Origin of the sequence: Vibrio sp. CB1-14 (genome assembly GCF_040412085.2) — a bacterium.
Classification (GTDB): domain Bacteria; phylum Pseudomonadota; class Gammaproteobacteria; order Enterobacterales; family Vibrionaceae; genus Vibrio; species Vibrio chaetopteri.
In genome coordinates this window covers 2,936,805-2,954,970 of record NZ_CP115920.1, presented here as the reverse complement: position 1 = coordinate 2,954,970, position 18,166 = coordinate 2,936,805, and the positions used below count along the sequence as shown (strand labels likewise).

The 18,166-nt window shown below is 47.7% G+C and carries 15 protein-coding genes; 9 read left to right on the top strand and 6 right to left on the bottom strand.

What is annotated here, in order from left to right; all coding sequences use genetic code 11:
• Positions 1-31: 31 nt before the first annotated feature.
• The 4 genes from PG915_RS13405 to PG915_RS13390 form a co-directional block, all read right to left on the bottom strand.
• Entirely contained in the window at positions 32-997 is a 966-nt protein-coding gene (locus tag PG915_RS13405) for an ABC transporter permease (RefSeq protein ID WP_353496963.1), read from the bottom strand.
• Between the two features lie 2 nt (positions 998-999).
• Positions 1,000-2,130 (bottom strand): ABC transporter permease, encoded by a 1,131-nt coding sequence (locus PG915_RS13400; RefSeq protein WP_353496962.1) that lies wholly within the window; start codon positions 2,128-2,130, stop codon positions 1,000-1,002.
• The gene (locus tag PG915_RS13395) at positions 2,127-3,704 is read right to left on the bottom strand and encodes an ABC transporter ATP-binding protein (protein ID WP_353496961.1); all 1,578 of its coding nucleotides are present in this window, start codon (positions 3,702-3,704) and stop codon (positions 2,127-2,129) included. The genes PG915_RS13400 and PG915_RS13395 overlap by 4 nt, the downstream gene beginning before the upstream one ends.
• 113 nt (positions 3,705-3,817) lie before the next feature.
• A complete protein-coding gene (locus PG915_RS13390; protein WP_353496960.1) occupies positions 3,818-4,813 on the bottom strand; it encodes a BMP family lipoprotein in 996 nt (331 codons plus the stop codon).
• 324 nt (positions 4,814-5,137) lie between these two features.
• Between PG915_RS13390 and PG915_RS13385 the strand changes: the two genes are divergently transcribed.
• From PG915_RS13385 to deoD, 7 genes are all read left to right on the top strand, one after another.
• Complete coding sequence (locus PG915_RS13385) at positions 5,138-5,263, top strand: DUF5363 family protein (RefSeq protein ID WP_353496959.1); 126 nt, start codon at positions 5,138-5,140, stop codon at positions 5,261-5,263.
• Positions 5,253-6,026 (top strand): TatD family hydrolase, encoded by a 774-nt coding sequence (locus PG915_RS13380; RefSeq protein WP_353496958.1) that lies wholly within the window; start codon positions 5,253-5,255, stop codon positions 6,024-6,026. The genes PG915_RS13385 and PG915_RS13380 overlap by 11 nt, the downstream gene beginning before the upstream one ends.
• A gap of 205 nt (positions 6,027-6,231) precedes the next feature.
• Entirely contained in the window at positions 6,232-7,497 is a 1,266-nt protein-coding gene (locus PG915_RS13375; protein WP_353496957.1) for a NupC/NupG family nucleoside CNT transporter, read from the top strand.
• A gap of 458 nt (positions 7,498-7,955) precedes the next feature.
• On the top strand, positions 7,956-8,732 hold the full coding sequence (deoC, locus tag PG915_RS13370; RefSeq protein ID WP_353496956.1) for a deoxyribose-phosphate aldolase: 777 nt from the start codon (positions 7,956-7,958) through the stop codon (positions 8,730-8,732).
• Between the two features lie 250 nt (positions 8,733-8,982).
• On the top strand, positions 8,983-10,317 hold the full coding sequence (gene deoA, locus PG915_RS13365; protein WP_353496955.1) for a thymidine phosphorylase: 1,335 nt from the start codon (positions 8,983-8,985) through the stop codon (positions 10,315-10,317).
• A gap of 16 nt (positions 10,318-10,333) precedes the next feature.
• On the top strand, positions 10,334-11,554 hold the full coding sequence (locus tag PG915_RS13360; protein WP_353496954.1) for a phosphopentomutase: 1,221 nt from the start codon (positions 10,334-10,336) through the stop codon (positions 11,552-11,554).
• 84 nt (positions 11,555-11,638) lie between these two features.
• Complete coding sequence (deoD, locus tag PG915_RS13355) at positions 11,639-12,358, top strand: purine-nucleoside phosphorylase (RefSeq protein ID WP_353496953.1); 720 nt, start codon at positions 11,639-11,641, stop codon at positions 12,356-12,358.
• A 69-nt stretch (positions 12,359-12,427) separates the two neighbouring features.
• Here the strand turns inward: deoD and PG915_RS13350 are convergent, their stop codons facing one another.
• Positions 12,428-13,030 carry a YtjB family periplasmic protein gene (locus PG915_RS13350; RefSeq protein WP_353496952.1) on the bottom strand — a complete coding sequence of 201 codons (603 nt, stop codon included), beginning with the start codon at positions 13,028-13,030 and terminating at the stop codon, positions 12,428-12,430.
• Positions 13,031-13,137: 107 nt separating this feature from the next.
• On the opposite strand from PG915_RS13350, the gene serB reads away from it, so the two are divergent.
• Positions 13,138-14,106 (top strand): phosphoserine phosphatase, encoded by a 969-nt coding sequence (gene serB / locus PG915_RS13345; RefSeq protein WP_353496951.1) that lies wholly within the window; start codon positions 13,138-13,140, stop codon positions 14,104-14,106.
• A 78-nt stretch (positions 14,107-14,184) separates the two neighbouring features.
• Here serB and PG915_RS13340 read toward each other — a convergent pair whose 3' ends face one another.
• Positions 14,185-16,530: a PilZ domain-containing protein gene (locus PG915_RS13340; RefSeq protein ID WP_353496950.1), complete on the bottom strand. Its 2,346-nt coding sequence runs from the start codon at positions 16,528-16,530 to the stop codon at positions 14,185-14,187.
• 255 nt (positions 16,531-16,785) lie between these two features.
• Here PG915_RS13340 and radA point away from each other — a divergent pair, with 255 nt between their 5' ends.
• Positions 16,786-18,165, top strand: coding sequence for a DNA repair protein RadA (radA, locus tag PG915_RS13335; protein ID WP_338165214.1), 1,380 nt, complete (start codon positions 16,786-16,788; stop codon positions 18,163-18,165).
• The last annotated feature ends 1 nt before the right edge of the window (position 18,166 follow it).

Below are 18,166 nucleotides of genomic sequence, written 5' to 3'. Positions count from 1 at the left end.
GAGGGGGTAAACGCGAAGCGTTAGCAGCGCTCTACTCACGCTCCTTAGTATAAGGCACCCCAATCGCCTTAGGCGCCACCGCCTTACCAATAAACCCAGCCAACAAGAACACCGTCAACACATACGGAATCGCTTCAATCGCTTGTACAGGAACTGGGAAATCACCAATCGATACACCCTGCATACGAATCGCTAATGCGTCTAAGAAGCCAAACAGCAAACACGCAGCCATTGCCGTAAACGGTCGCCATTTACCAAAGATAAGCGCCGCCAGAGCCATATAGCCCTTACCTGCACTCATGTTAGGAATGAACTGCGCCGTTTGTGCTACAGACAAATAAACGCCACCGATACCCACCAGTACGCCACAAATAGCGACCGCAGCATAACGCATACGAACCACTGAGATACCCGCGGTATCAACGGCTGATGGTGACTCGCCTACCGCGCGCAGACGAAGTCCAAAGCGCGTCTTAAATAGCAGGTACCAGCAAGCTGGGACGATGAACACCACCATGTAAACCAGAATCGAGTGACCACTGATAAGCTCTGAGTAAAGCAGACCAAGCACAGGCACATCCGCAACCGCATCAGCACCCGGGAAGGTGATAGGCGCAAATCGTGCGTTGCCAGATAGTGCTGGTGTTTGACCACCTTGTTGGAACCAGTGACGACCAAGGGTAATGGTGAGACCGGCAGCGAGGATGTTGATTGCCATACCACTGACCACTTGATCTCCGCGGTGGGTGATCGAAGCAAAGCCGTGGAGCAGGGCAAGTAACACAGATACGCCAATGCCTGCAAACAGACCAAGCCAAGCCGAGCCAGTAATATGTGCCATAGCTGCACCAGCAAACGCCGACGCGAGCAACTTGCCTTCTAGAGCGATGTTAACGATACCCGAGCGTTCACAAAACATACCGGCAAGTGAGGCAAGGATAAGCGGGGTTGCCACACGCATTGTGGCATCAAGCATGAGAATAATCGTTTCAAACATAATCAAGCGACTCCTTTCTCTGCTTGTTGTTCAGCTTGTTTTTTGCCGAACAGTTTGAGGTAGGTTCTCTCTAGAGAAGGACGGAACATGTGCTCCAGTGCGCCAGAGAATAGGATCACCAAACCTTGCAGTACCACAACGATGTTTCGGTCAACACCGTACTCAAAGCTCAGCTCCGCACCGCCTTGGTATAAGAAGCCGAACAGCAAGCTTGCCAGCAGTACACCTACCGGGTGGTTACGACCCATAAGTGCGACAGCGATACCGGTAAAGCCAAAGCCTTCAACGAAGTTCAGCTTGATTTGGTGCAGTTCACCTTGAAGTACGTTGAGGCCAAAGAAGCCTGCCAACATGCCAGAGATAAGCATGGTTAAGATGATGATTTTCACATACTTGATGCCTGCGTAATCAGCAGCTGATGGGTTAGAGCCCACAGAGCGGATTTCGTAACCCCAGCGTGAGTGCCACATCAGTAGCCACACAAACACACAGCATAAAAGAGCAAAGATAAAGCTCAGGTTCATTGGGCTTGGTGCCATCTCAATCCCAACGACCGCGAGGATCTCATGCATCTTTGGTAGCCAACTTGAAACTGCAAAGACACGGCTTTCTGTTGCCATTGTCGTTTCTGGCTTGAGGATATCGACCAACAAATACGCCATCAGCGATGAGGCAATAAAGTTAAACATGATGGTGGTGATCACGATGTGTGAGCCGCGTTTGGCTTGTAAGTAAGCAGGGATAAATGCCCAAGCTGCGCCAAATAAGCCGCCGACAACAATCGCTACCGGAAACACAATATACCAAGGGGCATATTCGCCTAAGGTGAGACAGATAAGACCGACACCGAGGCCACCAATGTAAGCTTGACCTTCACCACCGATGTTAAACAGACCCGCGTGAAACGCGACGGCAACAGCAAGTCCGGTAAAAATAAAGCCTGTGGCGTAATACATGGTGTAGCCAAAGCCTTCGGCGTAGCCAAAGGCACCCGTCCACATCACTTTTGCGGCATCAATCGGATTGATGTCGATATACATAAACAGCAGGGCAGACACTAGGAACGCCACCAACACGTTAATCGCTGGTAGCAGAGCCACGGTTACCCAAGCTGGAACTTTTGCTTGGCTCATGCACTTTCTCCTTGTGGCTGATCGGCGGCTGCCGATTTAAGGTGGTCAGGCATGATGTTTGCCATCATAAGACCTAAGGTTTTCTCATCGGCATCTTTAATCGAAACTTCGCCGACAATCGCGCCATCGAACACGACCAGAATTCGGTCAGAAAGGCTTAAGATTTCATCAAGCTCTACCGAGACTAAAAGTACTGCCTTATCGGCATCACGCGCTGCAATGATTTGCTGGTGGATGTATTCAATGGCGCCGATATCAACCCCACGGGTTGGCTGTCCGACCAAAAGCACATCCGGGTTTTGCTCCATTTCACGGGCAATCACCAGTTTTTGCTGGTTACCACCGGAGAAGTTAGCGGTTTTCAGAGTGGTGTCGTTAGGACGCACATCCCACTTATCCATGCTCGCCTGACAGCTCTCTTTGATGGCCTGCTTGTCTTGCAAAAGACCTTTGTTGTATTGCGGCAGGTGATGGTAGCCAAGGATATAGGCTTCCTGCGCTTCGAACTTGTTGATAAGCCCTTGTTTGTGGCGATCCTCTGGAATATGCCCCACACCAATCGCGCGAACTTGCTGCGGATCGAGCATGGTGTGCTTATCAATGTGGCTGCCGTTGATGTCAATGCTCCCAGAATAAGGCTGGAGGATGCCGGAAAGCAGGGCGAGTATTTCTGATTGCCCGTTGCCAGAAACACCAGCGATACCGACGACTTCGCCTTGACGCACTCCGAAGCTCACGCTTTTCACGCGCTCGACGCCTGCGTCATCGAAGTACTGTAAGTTGTCGACTTTGATCAGCTCTTTCTTTGGAGTGGCTTCTGACTTATCGACTTTGAGGCGAACTTTGCGTCCCACCATCAGCTCAGCCAGTTGCTCTTTATTGGTGTCGGCGGTAACAACATGCTCTACCATCGCCCCTTGGCGCATAACGGAGATGTTATCGGTGATCGCCAATACTTCACGCAGCTTGTGCGTGATGATCATAATAGTGGTACCTTGCTGACGCAGTTTGTCGAGGATCTTAAATAAGTGATCCGCTTCTTGAGGAGTAAGCACGCCGGTTGGCTCATCGAGGATCAAGATCTTTGCTCCGCGATAGAGCGCTTTTAAGATTTCCACTCGCTGCTGAAGACCTACCGGAAGCTCGCCAACAATGGCGTCTAAAGGGACTTCCAAACCATAATCTTCGGCCAGTGCTTTGAGTTTCTTCTTAGCCTTGCCAAGACTCTCTTGTAGCTTCCATCCATCTTCAGCGCCGAGAACAATGTTCTCGAGTACGGTAAAAGTTTCCACCAACATAAAGTGTTGGTGCACCATGCCGATGCCTGCCTTGATGGCTTCTTGAGAGTTCGCTGGCTTGTAACGTTCGCCATTGACGGTCATCTCGCCTGCATCTGCGTGGTAAAAACCGTAAATAATACTCATAAGAGTGGACTTGCCTGCACCATTTTCACCAATGATGCCGTGAATCGTGCCTTGCGGAACTTTGAGGTCGATAGTTTTGTTGGCGTGCACCGCGCCAAATCGCTTATCGATCTGCTTGAGTTCGATGGCAATAGGTTGTCCATGTGTCACTAGATACTGCCTTATAATTATACGCCGCTGCTTGAGGGCAACGGCGTTGTTATGGTTGCCTAGGTTATTGATAAAAATACCAATCCTAGGCCTTCATTCTGAATGAGAAGTCGTTAGATGTTACATGTGTTGTCAGACATGTAGTCGTGAACGGCGATTTTGCCTGATACGATGTCAGCTTTAAGACCATCTAGGTAAGTCTTCATTTCTGGTGTGATCAGATCTTTGTTGTAGTCATCGTATGCCCACTCAACCGCACCTTCTTTAAGACCTAGTACCTTGATGCCAGCTTCCCAATTGCCTTGCTCTGCATCTTCCCATGTGTTGTAAGCGGCAACGCCTACTTTCTTAACCATTGAAGTCAGCATAGTGCCTGGTTGTAGGTGGTTTTGGTTTGAGTCAACACCGATAGCGAAGTTGCCCGCATCTTTCGCTGCTTGGTAAACACCCATACCTGTGCCGCCAGCTGCTGCGTAAATAACGTCAGCGCCTTTAGAGAACTGTGATTTCGCAAGCTCAGAGCCTTTTGCTGGGTCAGCAAATGCTGCTGGCGTAGAGCCAGTCATGTTTTGGAAGGTTTCGATTTGTGGGTTTGCGTATTTCGCACCTTGGCGGTAGCCACACTCGAACTTACGAATCAATGGGATATCCATACCACCAACGAAGCCTACTTTATCTGTCTTAGACGCTTTAGCGGCAAGCGCACCCACTAGGAATGAACCTTCGTGCTCTTTAAAGACGATAGATTGAACGTTTGGCTTGTCGACTACCATATCGATGATAGTGAATTGAATGTCTGGGAATTCAGTCGCGACTTTTTCAACAGCAGATGCCATGTTAAAGCCGACCGCCACGATTGGAGTGAAACCACGGCTTGCTAGACGGCGTAGGCCTTGCTCGCGCTGTGCTTCATTCTGTGGTTCAAATTCACGTACTTTGATGCCTTTGTCTGCATTGAAAACTTTAACACCGTTTTGGAATACAGCTTCGTTAAACGATTTGTCGAATTTACCGGCTGTATCGTAAACCACTGCTGGTTTTGCTGCGAATGCACCAAAAGAAGTTACTGCCACTGCAAGTGCAGACATTTTTAGAATAGTTTTTTTCACGATCAATTCCCTTATAGTGTCGAATGATGGGGCATCATTGACGTTTCGATAGGCTAGGCGATGTCCAAATTACTCGTGCCTAGAAAGTAGTCGTTTGTAAATATATGAACAGTCATGCTGATAGCAAACCGTTCAGTTTACAAACAATGTGCGACATTTTATCGTTTGCGTGTGCAAAAAAAACGCCTTGCATGGCAGCATTGAGGTGTAAGTCACAACTTAGTGACAAAACACTAACTATTACAGCTATTCTTTGTATATCGAAGCGCAACATCTTGTTATTGCAATCGATTACAATGTTTTTAGATGAAGGAGCGGAGCATCATGTTGAAGTTGTTCAAGAGATGGCTTGCTAGATATGATCAATGGTGTGAGTCACTTGGTTTAACACCAGAAAATAGGCGCAGTTGTGTGCCATACAAGAAAGAGCCGCAAGACGATGATAGATAGTCACTGTCATTTAGATTTACTTGCACAGCAAAAAGATTTGCAGCAAGTGCTCAGCGATGCGAAACAGCAAGGGGTCGAGAAAATCATTGTCCCTGCTATTAATGAAAGTAACTGGGCAGCCGTTCAAATACTTAGTGAGCAGAATGAAGACATCTATTACGCACTCGGCTTTCATCCACAGTTTCTCGATGGGTTGAGTGAACACAGTCTGGATAATTTGGCCTCAAGGGTTGTCTCTTCAGTGCCTGAAAAGTGTGTCGCTATTGGTGAATGCGGTCTGGATTTCTACCATGGCCGGGAAAATGAAACGCTGCAAAAACAGTATCTCAACGCTCAGATTGATATTGCTAACCAGAGCCAATTGCCGATTTTACTCCATTGTCGAAAAGCGCATCAGGATTTGGTGGCGTTATTAAAACGCAATCCTCCTAAATATAGTGGTGTGGTTCATGGATTTAGCGGTAGCGTTCAACAGGCAATGGATTTCATCAAATTGGGGTTAAAAATCGGTGTTGGCGGTGTGATCACGTATCCAAGAGCGAAGAAAACACGCGCTACTATCGCCGCGATTCCGTTGGAAAGTTTGTTAATAGAAACGGATGCCCCTGATATGCCATTAAGTGGTTATCAAGGGCTTCCTAACGAACCCAAAATGGTAAACATGGTGCTAACGTCTTTAATTGAGCTGCGAAATGAATCTGGGCAAACGGTTGCCTCACAGTTATCAAATAATGGCAAATTGACGTTTAGATTTTGTGACTAAAAATGCGTTAATTTGTGAATTCGAAATCGTTTGCACTTGCTTTTTGTGATCTAGGTCGCAAACTTTAGTGTATCCCCCATGTGTTCAGGACGAAAGTGTGAGGGGGGTACTACTTTCTTTTCTGTGGGTTTGTATAATCGCCCCCGCTTTTGAGCTTCAAATTTTGTTACACGCCAAATTATTAATTATAAGGAAGTCATAAACTATGAGCCTGTTTATGAGCCTGGTTGGTATGGTCGCACTTATTGCAATCGCAGTACTGCTTTCTGACAACCGCAAAGCTATTAATATCAGAACCGTGGCTGGCGCATTCGCTATCCAATTTGCACTAGGTGCATTCGTTCTTTACGTTCCATGGGGACAAGAAGTACTACGCAGCTTCTCTGACGCTGTATCTAACGTTATCAACTACGGTAATGACGGTACGTCATTCCTATTTGGTGGCCTAGTATCAGGTAAAATGTTTGAAGTATTCGGCGGCGGCGGTTTCATCTTCGCTTTCCGTGTACTACCTACACTAATCTTCTTCTCTGCGCTTATTTCTGTACTTTACTACCTAGGTGTTATGCAGTGGGTTATCAAGATTCTTGGTGGCGGCCTGCAAAAAGCACTAGGTACTTCTCGTGCGGAATCTATGTCAGCAGCAGCTAACATTTTCGTAGGTCAAACAGAAGCACCTCTAGTGGTACGTCCTTTCGTACCTAAGATGACGCAATCTGAACTATTCGCAGTAATGTGTGGTGGTCTAGCTTCTATCGCTGGTGGTGTACTAGCAGGTTACGCATCAATGGGTGTGCCAATCGAGTACCTAGTTGCAGCATCATTCATGGCAGCACCAGGTGGTCTTCTGTTTGCTAAAATCATCAAGCCAGAAACTGAAGAGCCAGTTGATCAGCTACATGACATGAGTGCAGAAGGCGAAGACAAGCCAGCTAACGTTATCGACGCAGCAGCGGGCGGTGCATCAGCAGGTCTTCAACTAGCACTTAACGTAGGTGCAATGCTAATCGCATTCATCGGCCTTATCGCACTAGTTAACGGTATGCTTGGTGGCATCGGTGGCTGGGTTGGTATGCCTGAACTACGTCTAGAAATGATTCTAGGTTGGTTGTTCTCGCCACTAGCATTCCTACTAGGTGTGCCATGGTCTGAAGCGACTATCGCGGGTGAGTTCATCGGTATGAAGACCGTTGCGAACGAATTCGTAGCATACTCTCAGTTTGCCCCTTACCTAAGCGAAGCAGCGCCAGTTGTTCTTTCTGAGAAAACTAAGGCAATCATCTCATTCGCTCTATGTGGTTTTGCGAACCTATCTTCTATCGCAATCCTACTAGGTGGTCTGGGTAGCCTTGCGCCTAAGCGTCGCGGTGATATCGCTCGCATGGGTGTGAAAGCAGTAATCGCTGGTACGCTATCTAACCTGATGGCTGCAACGATTGCAGGCTTCTGTCTAACTCTAGCTGGCATGTAATTGCTCGCGTTAGGTTAAACAGTATATAGACGCCATTATAAATCGCCCCGTAGCAAGAGATTGCTGCGGGGCTTTTTTTGGTTTTTGGGGACCAGAAAACCTCAATAGTCCTTTTGGGATAAGGGATGAATGATGGACAACGGAACTTTTTTTGAGATACAAACCGTTTGCGTTTTAATCAGTACTACCGTTTTAGATATCGCTCCTATACTGTATAGGCTACTCAGTAACTCGTGATGTTTTTTCTTTATTGCAGACTCATGGGTTATACAGCCAGAGCCAGTTCTCACCCAGATAGGAATCAGGTGATCTTAACGAGCAGGTACTGTGCGGTGACAAGGATAGCAATTGGTAAGGCAGTGAGTTTGCCCTACCGAGTCTTCAAGGAACCAAGTCCGTTCATTTATTGCTGACGTGTTTGTCAGATAATTAATTGAATATATTGACCGGAGATAGAAATGAGCGATTTAAAATCAGCAGCTCTACGTGCACTTAAACTTATGGATCTAACCACGCTAAATGACGACGACACAAACGAAAAAGTGATCGCACTGTGTCACGACGCGAAAACCGCTGTGGGTAACACAGCAGCGATCTGTATTTACCCTCGCTTTATTCCTATTGCTAAGAAAACCCTTCGCGAACAAGGTACGCCAGAAGTACGTATCGCGACGGTAACGAACTTCCCACACGGCAACGATGACATCGAAATTGCTGTAGCAGAAACCAAAGCAGCAGTTGCTTACGGCGCAGACGAAGTAGACGTAGTATTCCCATACCGCGCACTTATCGCTGGCAACGAAGAAGTGGGTTTTGAGCTAGTGAAACAGTGTAAAGAAGCGTGTGGCGACATTCTTCTGAAAGTGATCATCGAAACCGGCGAGCTAAAAGAAGAAGCTCTGATCAAGAAAGCATCAGAAATCTGTATCAAAGCAGGCGCTGACTTCATCAAAACCTCAACAGGTAAAGTGCCAGTTAACGCAACGCCAGAATATGCTCGCATGATGCTAGAAGTTATCCGCGATATGGGCGTAGCAAAGACAGTTGGTTTCAAACCTGCTGGCGGCGTACGTACTGCAGAAGATGCAGCAGCGTACCTAGCAATGGCAGACGACATCTTAGGCGCAGACTGGGCAGACAACATGCACTACCGCTTTGGTGCATCAAGCCTACTGACCAACCTACTGAATACATTAGAAGTAACTGACGAGACGGCGGATCCTAGCGCTTACTAAGTTACTTTGCGGGAGTGTAGGTCGTTGGTTCTGCGCTTTCACCCCCTCTAGCTCCCCCTTATTAAGGGGGAGAACCACTGCTCGTTACTGACGTAACGTTGCACTTTTTTATAAGGCGATGCGAAAGCGAACCAGTGGTTCCTCCCCTTAATAAGGGGAGGCTAGGAGGGGTAAAATCCACCACTCCCAAATCCCGCAACTTCTACCCTACACTTATTCTGTACTTCAGCACTTCGCTGTGGAGGCTCTAATGTATTTACCACAAGAAATTATTCGTAAAAAACGCGACGGTCATGAACTGAGCGCGGAAGAGATCAACTTCTTCATTCAAGGCGTTGCGAAAGACACGGTATCAGAAGGTCAAATTGCAGCATTTGCGATGACCATCTTCTTCAATGAAATGACCATGCCAGAGCGTATTGCACTGACTTGTGCCATGCGTGACTCTGGCATGGTTATCGACTGGAGCCATATGAATTTTGGCGGGCCGATTGTCGATAAGCATTCAACCGGTGGTGTTGGTGATGTGACGTCGCTAATGCTTGGCCCAATGATTGCCGCTTGCGGTGGCTTTGTCCCTATGATTTCTGGTCGTGGCCTTGGCCACACAGGTGGTACGCTGGATAAACTGGAATCTATTCCGGGTTACAACATTACGCCGACCAATGATGTGTTTGGTGAAGTGACCAAAGATGCTGGTGTTGCGATTATTGGTCAGACTGGCGATCTTGCGCCAGCAGACAAGCGTGTTTACGCAACTCGTGATATCACCGCAACAGTGGATAATATTTCGCTAATCACAGCGTCAATCTTGTCGAAGAAGCTAGCCGCAGGCCTAGAATCTCTGGTTATGGATGTCAAAGTGGGCTCGGGCGCTTTCATGCCAACCTATGAAGCATCGGAAGAGCTGGCGAATTCTATTGTTGCTGTTGCTAATGGTGCGGGTACTAAGACGACGGCTATCCTGACCGATATGAACCAGGTACTCGCATCGTCTGCGGGTAATGCTGTTGAAGTGCGGGAAGCAGTGCAGTTCCTAACGGGTGAATACCGTAACTCACGCTTGTACGTAGTGACCATGGCGCTATGTAGTGAGATGTTGGTACTGGCTAAGCTTGCAGAAGATACAGAGCAAGCAGAAGCTTTGCTTAACGAGGTACTCGATAACGGCAAAGCGGCTGAGTGTTTTGGCAAAATGGTGAAAGGTCTTGGTGGCCCAGCTGATTTTGTTGAAAACTACGACAACTACCTAGAAAAAGCAGAAATCATTAAGCCGGTGTTTGCAGATGCCGAAGGCATCGTTTCTGCTATGGATACGCGCGCAATCGGCATGGCAGTAGTAGGTATGGGCGGTGGTCGCCGCGTAGCTACTGATGCTATCGATTACGCGGTCGGTTTCGACCAATTCATTAGGCTTGGCGAAACGGCAAACCAAGACAAGCCACTCGCGATGATTCATGCTCGCAGTGAAGCTCAGTGGCAAGAGGCGGCAAGTGCGCTGAAAGCGGCGATTACTGTCTCAGATGAACCTTATACAGAAACGCCTTGTGTATACCGCCATATTCGTGCGGAAGACCTAGCATAAGGACGGAGAGAAAGTTATGAAACGTGCATTTATTTTAGTGTTAGATTCTTTTGGCATTGGCGCTACCGCGGATGCGGACAAATTTGGTGATGTCGGCTCAGACACAATGGGTCACATTGCAGAGCAGTGTGCGAAAGGTCTGGCTGACAACGATCAGCGCAGCGGCGAATTGAAGCTTCCAAATCTTTCTAAACTAGGCTTAGCGATGGCTCATAAAGAGTCAACCGGTAAGCTTGCTCTTGGTCTTCGCGACGACGTTGAGATCATCGGTGCTTACGGTCACGCGGCTGAGCTATCTTCTGGTAAAGATACTCCGTCAGGTCACTGGGAAATTGCCGGTGTTCCAGTTCTGTTTGACTGGGGCTACTTCACTGACAAGCAAAACAGCTTCCCGAAAGAGCTGACTGACCGCATTCTTGATCGCGCGGGCCTTGATGGCTTCCTAGGTAACTGCCACGCATCAGGCACGCAAGTGCTGGATGACCTAGGTGAAGAGCATATGAAGACAGGGCAACCTATCTTCTACACCTCTGCAGACTCGGTATTCCAAATCGCGTGTCATGAAGAGACTTTCGGTCTTGACCGCCTACTAGAGCTTTGCCAAATTGCCCGAGAAGAGCTAGAGGATTACAACATTGGCCGCGTGATTGCGCGCCCATTTATCGGTGCGGGTAAAGGCCAATTTGAGCGCACGGGTAACCGTCGCGACCTGTCTGTTGAGCCGCCAGCGCCAACAGTGCTGACTAAGCTTGTTGAAGAGAAGCAGGGCGAAGTGGTCTCTATCGGTAAGATTGCCGATATCTACGCCAATTGCGGTATCACTCAAAAAGTGAAAGCAACCGGTATTCCTGCGCTTTTCGAAGCAACGAAAGAGCAAATCCAAAAAGCAGGTGATAACACCATCGTTTTCACTAACTTTGTCGACTTTGATTCCGCATACGGCCACCGCCGTGATGTGGCAGGTTATGCTGCAGCGCTTGAGTACTTTGACTCACGCATCCATGAAGTCATTGAACTGATGCAAGAAGACGATGTGCTGATTCTAACAGCGGACCACGGCTGCGATCCAACATGGCAGGGTACTGACCATACTCGTGAGCATATCCCGGTTATTGTCTACGGCCAAAAAGTACCAGCAGGTTCTTTGGGTCTTCGTGACAGCTTTGCTGATATTGGTCAAAGCCTTGCAAGCTACTTTGGTACATCCTCAATGGATTACGGGAAGAACTTCCTATAATTAACAGTGGCTGAGTACCTTAGGTGCTTAGCCGTATCTTGCTCCAACCCTAAAATTTACACGAACAACATAAAGGAAAAAATAATGGCAACTCCTCACATTAATGCGGAAATGGGTGATTTTGCTGACGTAGTATTGATGCCGGGTGACCCACTACGTGCAAAATACATCGCGGATACCTTCTTAGATGACGCTGTACAAGTGTGTGATGTTCGTAATATGTACGGTTACACAGGCACTTACAAAGGTCGTCGTATCTCAGTAATGGGCCACGGCATGGGTATCCCTTCGTGCTCAATCTACGTGACTGAACTTATCAAAGACTTTGGTGTGAAAAAAATCATCCGTGTGGGCAGCTGTGGTGCGGTAAGCGAAGACATTAAAGTACGCGACGTTGTTATCGGCATGGGCGCATGTACTGACTCGAAAGTGAACCGTATTCGCTTCAAGAACCATGACTTTGCAGCAATCGCTGACTACAAAATGGTGAAAAACGCGGAAGAAGCAGCAAAAGCACGCGGTATCGACGTAAAAGTGGGTAACCTGTTCTCAGCAGAGCTGTTCTACACGCCAGATCCAGAAATGTTCGACGTGATGGACAAATACGGCATTGTTGGTGTGGAAATGGAAGCGGCAGGCATCTACGGTGTTGCTGCAGAGTATGGCGCGAAAGCTCTGGCTATCTGTACCGTTTCAGACCACATTAAAACGGGTGAGCAAACCACATCTGATGAGCGTGCAACGACGTTCAACGAAATGATGGAAATTGCACTGGATTCCGTTCTTCTGGGTGACGCTGAGTAATTTAGTGTTCCTTCTGAATAGAAAAAGCCTCGCGAATGCGAGGCTTTTTTAGTTTTGACTACTATTTTGTTAAGGCTGCTTAAGCAATAGGTTTTCGCCTTTATTCTTTGGCTGCTTGCGAAGCAGCACCATCAGCAATAGTCCACATAAGAAACTCATTAAGATCATCATGTACATAAAGCGATCACTCTTGCGGTAGTGATGATCAGAGATAGCGGTCACTTTACCGGTCTCAAAGGTAATGCGCACGAAGCCAATAATGGTGTTGTCGTTAATGATCGGTTCGACGAGCTGCTGGCGGCCGATACTCGCAGTAGACAGCGGGGTATCGAGTCCCAACACGTCACGAACCGTCTTTGCTGCATCACTGGCTGCAACTTTGACCCCTTCTGAATCATAGACGGTCGCATCAAGTACTAGGCGCTCGCTAGCAAGTTGGTTGGTCAAGGCTCCAAGTCGCTCTTGATCTTGGTCGATCAGCATCTGTCTTGCCGATTGCGAGGCTTGAGAAATCAGAACTTTGGAGAGAACTTCGAGCTGATTGGCTTGAATACGCTCGTTGCCTTTACTGATCAGCACACTATTGGTGGTGATAAAAAACACCATGGCACCAATCAGACAAAGCGCGACTAAGCGTAAAAAGTTTCTAAACGAAAACAGTGAACCATCCATAAAAGTGCAAAAGTACTAAGAAATGACGAATTGGTTCATATTGATGCTTGCACAACTAAATTGCAATAGGTAACGTTTTGGGAGCACATTTAAAGGAAGGATTAGCCATGGATGCTATTAAGCCGCTTGCAATCAGTAAGCGTATTCCACTTAAACAACGATTCCCAGAGACGCTTCTCGCTCATTCTTTAGAGCGACGTACAGCAACATGGATTGTGTACGCACAGTACCTGTCGACAGACATGTTCAACGATTTGGACTTTTACGTTGGAGAAACCACTCGCATTTTAGATATTTGGCAAGTCGGTCGTTATGAGGTTGCGCTAATGGAGGGCAACTTAACTGCTGAGCATAGCCAAATATTGGATGAATTGAATGTCGATTACGCACGCTTGTGCGACGTACCTGATCTCAACAAGCCAGGCGTTATTGTGCTGGATATGGATTCTACCGCGATTCAAATCGAGTGTATTGACGAGATCGCGATACTTGCTGGCGTTGGTGAGCAAGTCTCTGAGGTGACAGAGCGCGCGATGCAGGGGGAGTTGGACTTTGAGCAAAGCTTACGTCAACGTGTCGCCGCGCTAAAAGGCGCCGATGAGTCAATTTTGGCCGAGGTTCGTGAGTCACTGCCATTGATGCCAGAGCTTCAAGAGATGATCAAAACGCTGCAAAGCTATGGCTGGAAGACGGCGATTGCCTCTGGTGGTTTTACTTACTTTTCGGATCATCTCAAAGAGATGTTGAACTTGGATTTTGCTCAGTCTAATACACTAGCAATCAAAGAAGGCAAGCTATTAGGTGAAGTCGTGGGTGATGTGGTATCGGCTCAAACCAAAGCGGACATCTTGCTAGATCTCGCCGAAGAGTATGATGTTGAAGCACATAACACTATCGCCGTAGGGGATGGTGCCAATGACTTAGTAATGATGGGCGCAGCAGGACTTGGCATCGCTTATCATGCGAAACCAAAAGTGGAAGCGCAGGCTCAGGTAGCGATCAGGCACGCAGGTTTAGGCGGAATTGTTTGTATTCTTTCGGGGCTGCTGGCAAAGCAGAAAAAAATCGGCTGGTAAGCTTGAGCTTATCCAGTAAAGCTTATAAAAACGGCCCTAGTAGGGGCCGTTTTTCGTAAGCGGTTCAAGGCTTCGCGGTTAGCTATTCATCTCTAGGCGAATCAACACTTCTTCTGTGATATCTACCAATTCGCAATAGCCAATAATGGCGGTCATTTCATTTTCAAGATTTCGCGCATGACTGAGGCTTAACGACAATAGTTCATTGATGTCTTTTTTCATTAGTGTGGTCAAGGCATCATACACTGGGCCTGAAGTAACCCGGAGGATATAGAGCTCCCCCATATTGAGCGCATCTTTAATAAAGTTGATGCGTTGTTGGGTTGATTCAAATTCATCGCGTACTTTGGTGTGAATCGATTGGATCCTATCCCCAAGCTTGAGCACACCTATGTACAGTTCGAATGCGACAGGCTTAGCTCCCGGCTTTCGCTTGAGAGGCTCAGCTAATAGCGAATTGCTGCGGCCTTTGAAGATAGGTTCGAGCGCAAGCTTTTGCTCGTGACCGATACGCTCAAAAAACTGTAAGTAACCAGGAAGTGGGAAGTTAACCCCAACCGAGCGACATTTGACAGATGTGCCGCGTTTATCGACGTAAACGGGTGTCGAGACCATCTTTCCAAGCAGTACATTATGCAGGGCTTCAAGTAGTGATGAGCTTGGCAAGATCTCTTGCTGAGCCACCAATTTGTCCTGATTGCTCTCGATAATACCGCGGAAAAACGCAATGGTTTTGACGGTTTTACCTGACTCGACAATTTTAAGGTGAATGGTCTTCCTATCTGCAGATAAACGAACGATTTCGTAGGGCACCTGGTTAAGTGGAATACGTTGGTTGTAGCGCTTTAGCTCTAGATAGTCGATGGAGATAAGAGAGCCCGAAGGTATGTTAAGCGGCTCGGTGAGCTGAATGCTGGCGCCATGTTTGGATAAGTCGACCGTGGCGCCTGCTATAGTGGTGCCGTCCGGTGTTGTCGTCACCAGTGGGGAGCGAAACTGATATCTGGGCTCCTTGCGACGAGATTTTGCATCAAAATACAGGCCACGCGGCTGCGATTTGACGTTTCTCGGGTGCCTAAACCGGTTCAAAGAACTGGCTGGTAGACGCGGCTTTTCGGTAAACAGATAGTCACTGGCCGACTTGTCGTCACTGATCTCTTGCAAAATACCAAAGTGGGTCAGTTTTTCATCGTGCCCAACCAGTTCGCCGTAATGTTTTGAAATAGTCAGCATGTCGTCGGTGGAAAGTTCAAACACCGATAGACGGAATGCGCGCCAGCTAGCGCGTCGTCCACCCACGTGCCAGAACAGTTGTCGCTCTTGGCGCTCGGCTTCTGGCATCATCATTGAGTAAAACAGCTTCATGCCGTTGTGCTCATGGGTAAAGGTATAAAGAACGTTGCTACAACCTTTGATTCCGGCCTTTACCAACATCTCCATACGTTCAGTGGAGAATAATGAGGCCAGTGATTGCTGGTTACGCTCGTCATTCCAATAACGCCAGATGTCTTGGTTGTTTTCGGTAAGCAAGGCGACCTTAAGATCATTGCCGCTGAAAAACAGCGGTAGATTACAAGCATGCTTAAGATAGGTGTGTTCAAAACCGCGGGTACGGGCACGAGTAATGCGATCTTGGTTGTCATGGCGAACTTTTTTGGACTCAGTATTGAGCATGTTATTAACTACAAGCTCAACCGCGTTAGTGCGAGTTAGTCTTAGAGTTCGCAAGTATTTCACAGGTGAGACGCCATGCAGCCCATCGACGCCTAGAACGCGATACTCGATTGGCTTGGTGATTTCTTTAAGCTGACTGGTTTCGGCAAGCTCATCGAAACTCACACTAATGATCTGGCCTAAATCGTAGTCAAAGGTGCCTGGGACTTTGAATTTGGCACCGGAACTCGATAGGTCGACACTGAGGCCAATGATGGTTTCACCATTTTCTAGTGTTATGGAGACTTGCGATTCCACTTTTAAACGGCATTCTTTGCGTTTTAGGTCATACCCTAAGTTAATTGGGCTGGCAGCATATGGGCTTTGTGGATCGGTGAGATCGCCGCGGTGGGCGTTGCGCTGCTCATCACCAAGGTTGCTAAGGGTTTTTTTATCGACCAAAAGCTCCCACACCCCCTCTGTATAACCGCCGTATTTCCGGGTTAGGTGATGGTAGGAGTTAAATGCACGATCGTCGAGCCAGTGAGACAGTCCGTCTAATTGATATTCGTGGCAGTTCGTTGATACGCGACCACGTAAGTCTATACGCTTGTGACACGGTGCCATAAGACGGTTGAGCTCCATTTTTACCAACAACTTGGTAGAAGGAGATTCACCTTCGGTGACTTGATTCAGCACTAGTTCGAAGTCTTCTGCGTGATAGGCTGATATCAAGCGCTCTGCGATGGAAAGTATTTCTGTTTGCTGCATGAGTTTTGTTAAAGTGTCCCTGTGATGATGGATTTCATCAAAATAAGTACAGCGTAATGCCCTATATCGGCTACCATGCCGAAAACCTTAACGGTATGTACAAGAAAGATAAGTTATTCTTGCACCTTATTCTTTGTGTATTGTCATAACTTGACAATACTTTGAGCGTTTGGATGCTCAAAACTAATAGATTAATCAATAATTAATGCAACCCAGTGCATTTATAGCACCAGAGTAAGTAGGTTAGTTCAAAATATGGCAAAAGCGAAAAGAGCTTATGTGTGTAATGATTGTGGCGCAGATTTCCCACGCTGGCAGGGGCAATGTAATGCTTGTGGCAGTTGGAATACGATCAGTGAGGTGCGTTTAGCAGCATCTCCGCAAGTCGCGCGCAACGAGCGACTAACGGGCTATGCTGGTGGTGCAAACGAATCGACAATTCAAACACTGTCTGAGATTGACCTGCAAGAGGTGCCACGTTTTACCAGCGGCTTCAAAGAGCTAGATAGAGTGTTAGGTGGCGGCGTGGTTCCAGGCGCAGCGATTCTGATTGGTGGTAACCCTGGTGCGGGTAAGTCGACACTCCTATTGCAAGCGATGTGTTGGTTATCCTCACAGATGCCGACGCTTTATGTTACTGGCGAAGAGTCGCTTCAGCAGGTAGCGATGCGAGCTTCTCGTTTAGGGCTGCCTAAAGAGCATCTTAAAATGTTGTCTGAAACCAATGTCGATCGTATTTGCCAAATCGCTGAAAAAGAACAGCCAAAGTTGATGGTTATCGACTCGATTCAAGTTATGCATGTGGCTGATGTTCAGTCATCTCCTGGTAGCGTGGCTCAAGTTCGCGAATCGGCGACGGCATTAACTCGTTATGCAAAACAAAACAATGTGGCGATTTTCATTGTTGGCCACGTAACTAAAGATGGTACGTTAGCTGGCCCTAAAGTGCTCGAGCACATTATTGACTGTTCCGTACTTCTCGATGGGGGCACCGATAGCCGATTTAGAACACTTCGCAGCCACAAGAACCGATTTGGCGCGGTGAATGAGCTGGGAGTGTTCGCAATGACAGGGCAGGGCTTAAAAGAAGTCAGTAACCCGTCGGCTATCTTCCTGTCTCGTGGTGAAGAAGAAACCTCGGGCAGTTCAGTGATGGTGGTTTGGGAGGGGACTCGCCCGCTGCTTGTTGAGATCCAAGCGCTGGTGGATTATAGCCAACTGGCGAACCCGCGCCGAGTGGCTGTTGGTCTTGAGCAAAACCGTTTGTCGTTGTTACTAGCGGTACTGCACAAGCACGGAGGGCTTCAAATGGCGGATCAAGATGTATTCGTCAATGTAGTGGGTGGTGTGAAGGTTACAGAAACCAGCGCTGACCTTGCTTTAGTTATGGCACTGCTTTCCAGTTTCCGTGACCGTCCATTGCCAAAAGATGTGGTTGTGTTTGGTGAAGTGGGTCTTGCGGGTGAAATTCGTCCGGTACCCAGTGGCCAGGAGCGTTTAATGGAAGCGTTTAAACACGGCTTTAAAAAAGCGATTGTTCCAGCGGCGAACATGCCAAAAGGCGGCATTGAAGGCATGCAGATACACGGCGTGAAGAAGCTTTCAGAAGCGATTTCAGCATTTGATGAACTTTAAT

Bases quoted from the DNA above. Each gene is read 5' to 3' on its own strand.
- PG915_RS13405 (WP_353496963.1), bottom strand. From the start codon at position 997: ATGTTTGAAACGATTATTCTCATGCTTGATGCCACAATGCGTGTGGCA.
- PG915_RS13400 (WP_353496962.1), bottom strand. From the start codon at position 2,130: ATGAGCCAAGCAAAAGTTCCAGCTTGGGTAACCGTGGCTCTGCTACCA.
- PG915_RS13385 (WP_353496959.1), top strand. From the start codon at position 5,138: ATGTTGAAGTTGTTCAAGAGATGGCTTGCTAGATATGATCAATGGTGT.
- PG915_RS13380 (WP_353496958.1), top strand. From the start codon at position 5,253: ATGATAGATAGTCACTGTCATTTAGATTTACTTGCACAGCAAAAAGAT.
- PG915_RS13375 (WP_353496957.1), top strand. From the start codon at position 6,232: ATGAGCCTGTTTATGAGCCTGGTTGGTATGGTCGCACTTATTGCAATC.
- deoC (WP_353496956.1), top strand. From the start codon at position 7,956: ATGAGCGATTTAAAATCAGCAGCTCTACGTGCACTTAAACTTATGGAT.
- deoA (WP_353496955.1), top strand. From the start codon at position 8,983: ATGTATTTACCACAAGAAATTATTCGTAAAAAACGCGACGGTCATGAA.
- PG915_RS13360 (WP_353496954.1), top strand. From the start codon at position 10,334: ATGAAACGTGCATTTATTTTAGTGTTAGATTCTTTTGGCATTGGCGCT.
- deoD (WP_353496953.1), top strand. From the start codon at position 11,639: ATGGCAACTCCTCACATTAATGCGGAAATGGGTGATTTTGCTGACGTA.
- PG915_RS13350 (WP_353496952.1), bottom strand. From the start codon at position 13,030: ATGGATGGTTCACTGTTTTCGTTTAGAAACTTTTTACGCTTAGTCGCG.
- serB (WP_353496951.1), top strand. From the start codon at position 13,138: ATGGATGCTATTAAGCCGCTTGCAATCAGTAAGCGTATTCCACTTAAA.
- PG915_RS13340 (WP_353496950.1), bottom strand. From the start codon at position 16,530: ATGCAGCAAACAGAAATACTTTCCATCGCAGAGCGCTTGATATCAGCC.
- radA (WP_338165214.1), top strand. From the start codon at position 16,786: ATGGCAAAAGCGAAAAGAGCTTATGTGTGTAATGATTGTGGCGCAGAT.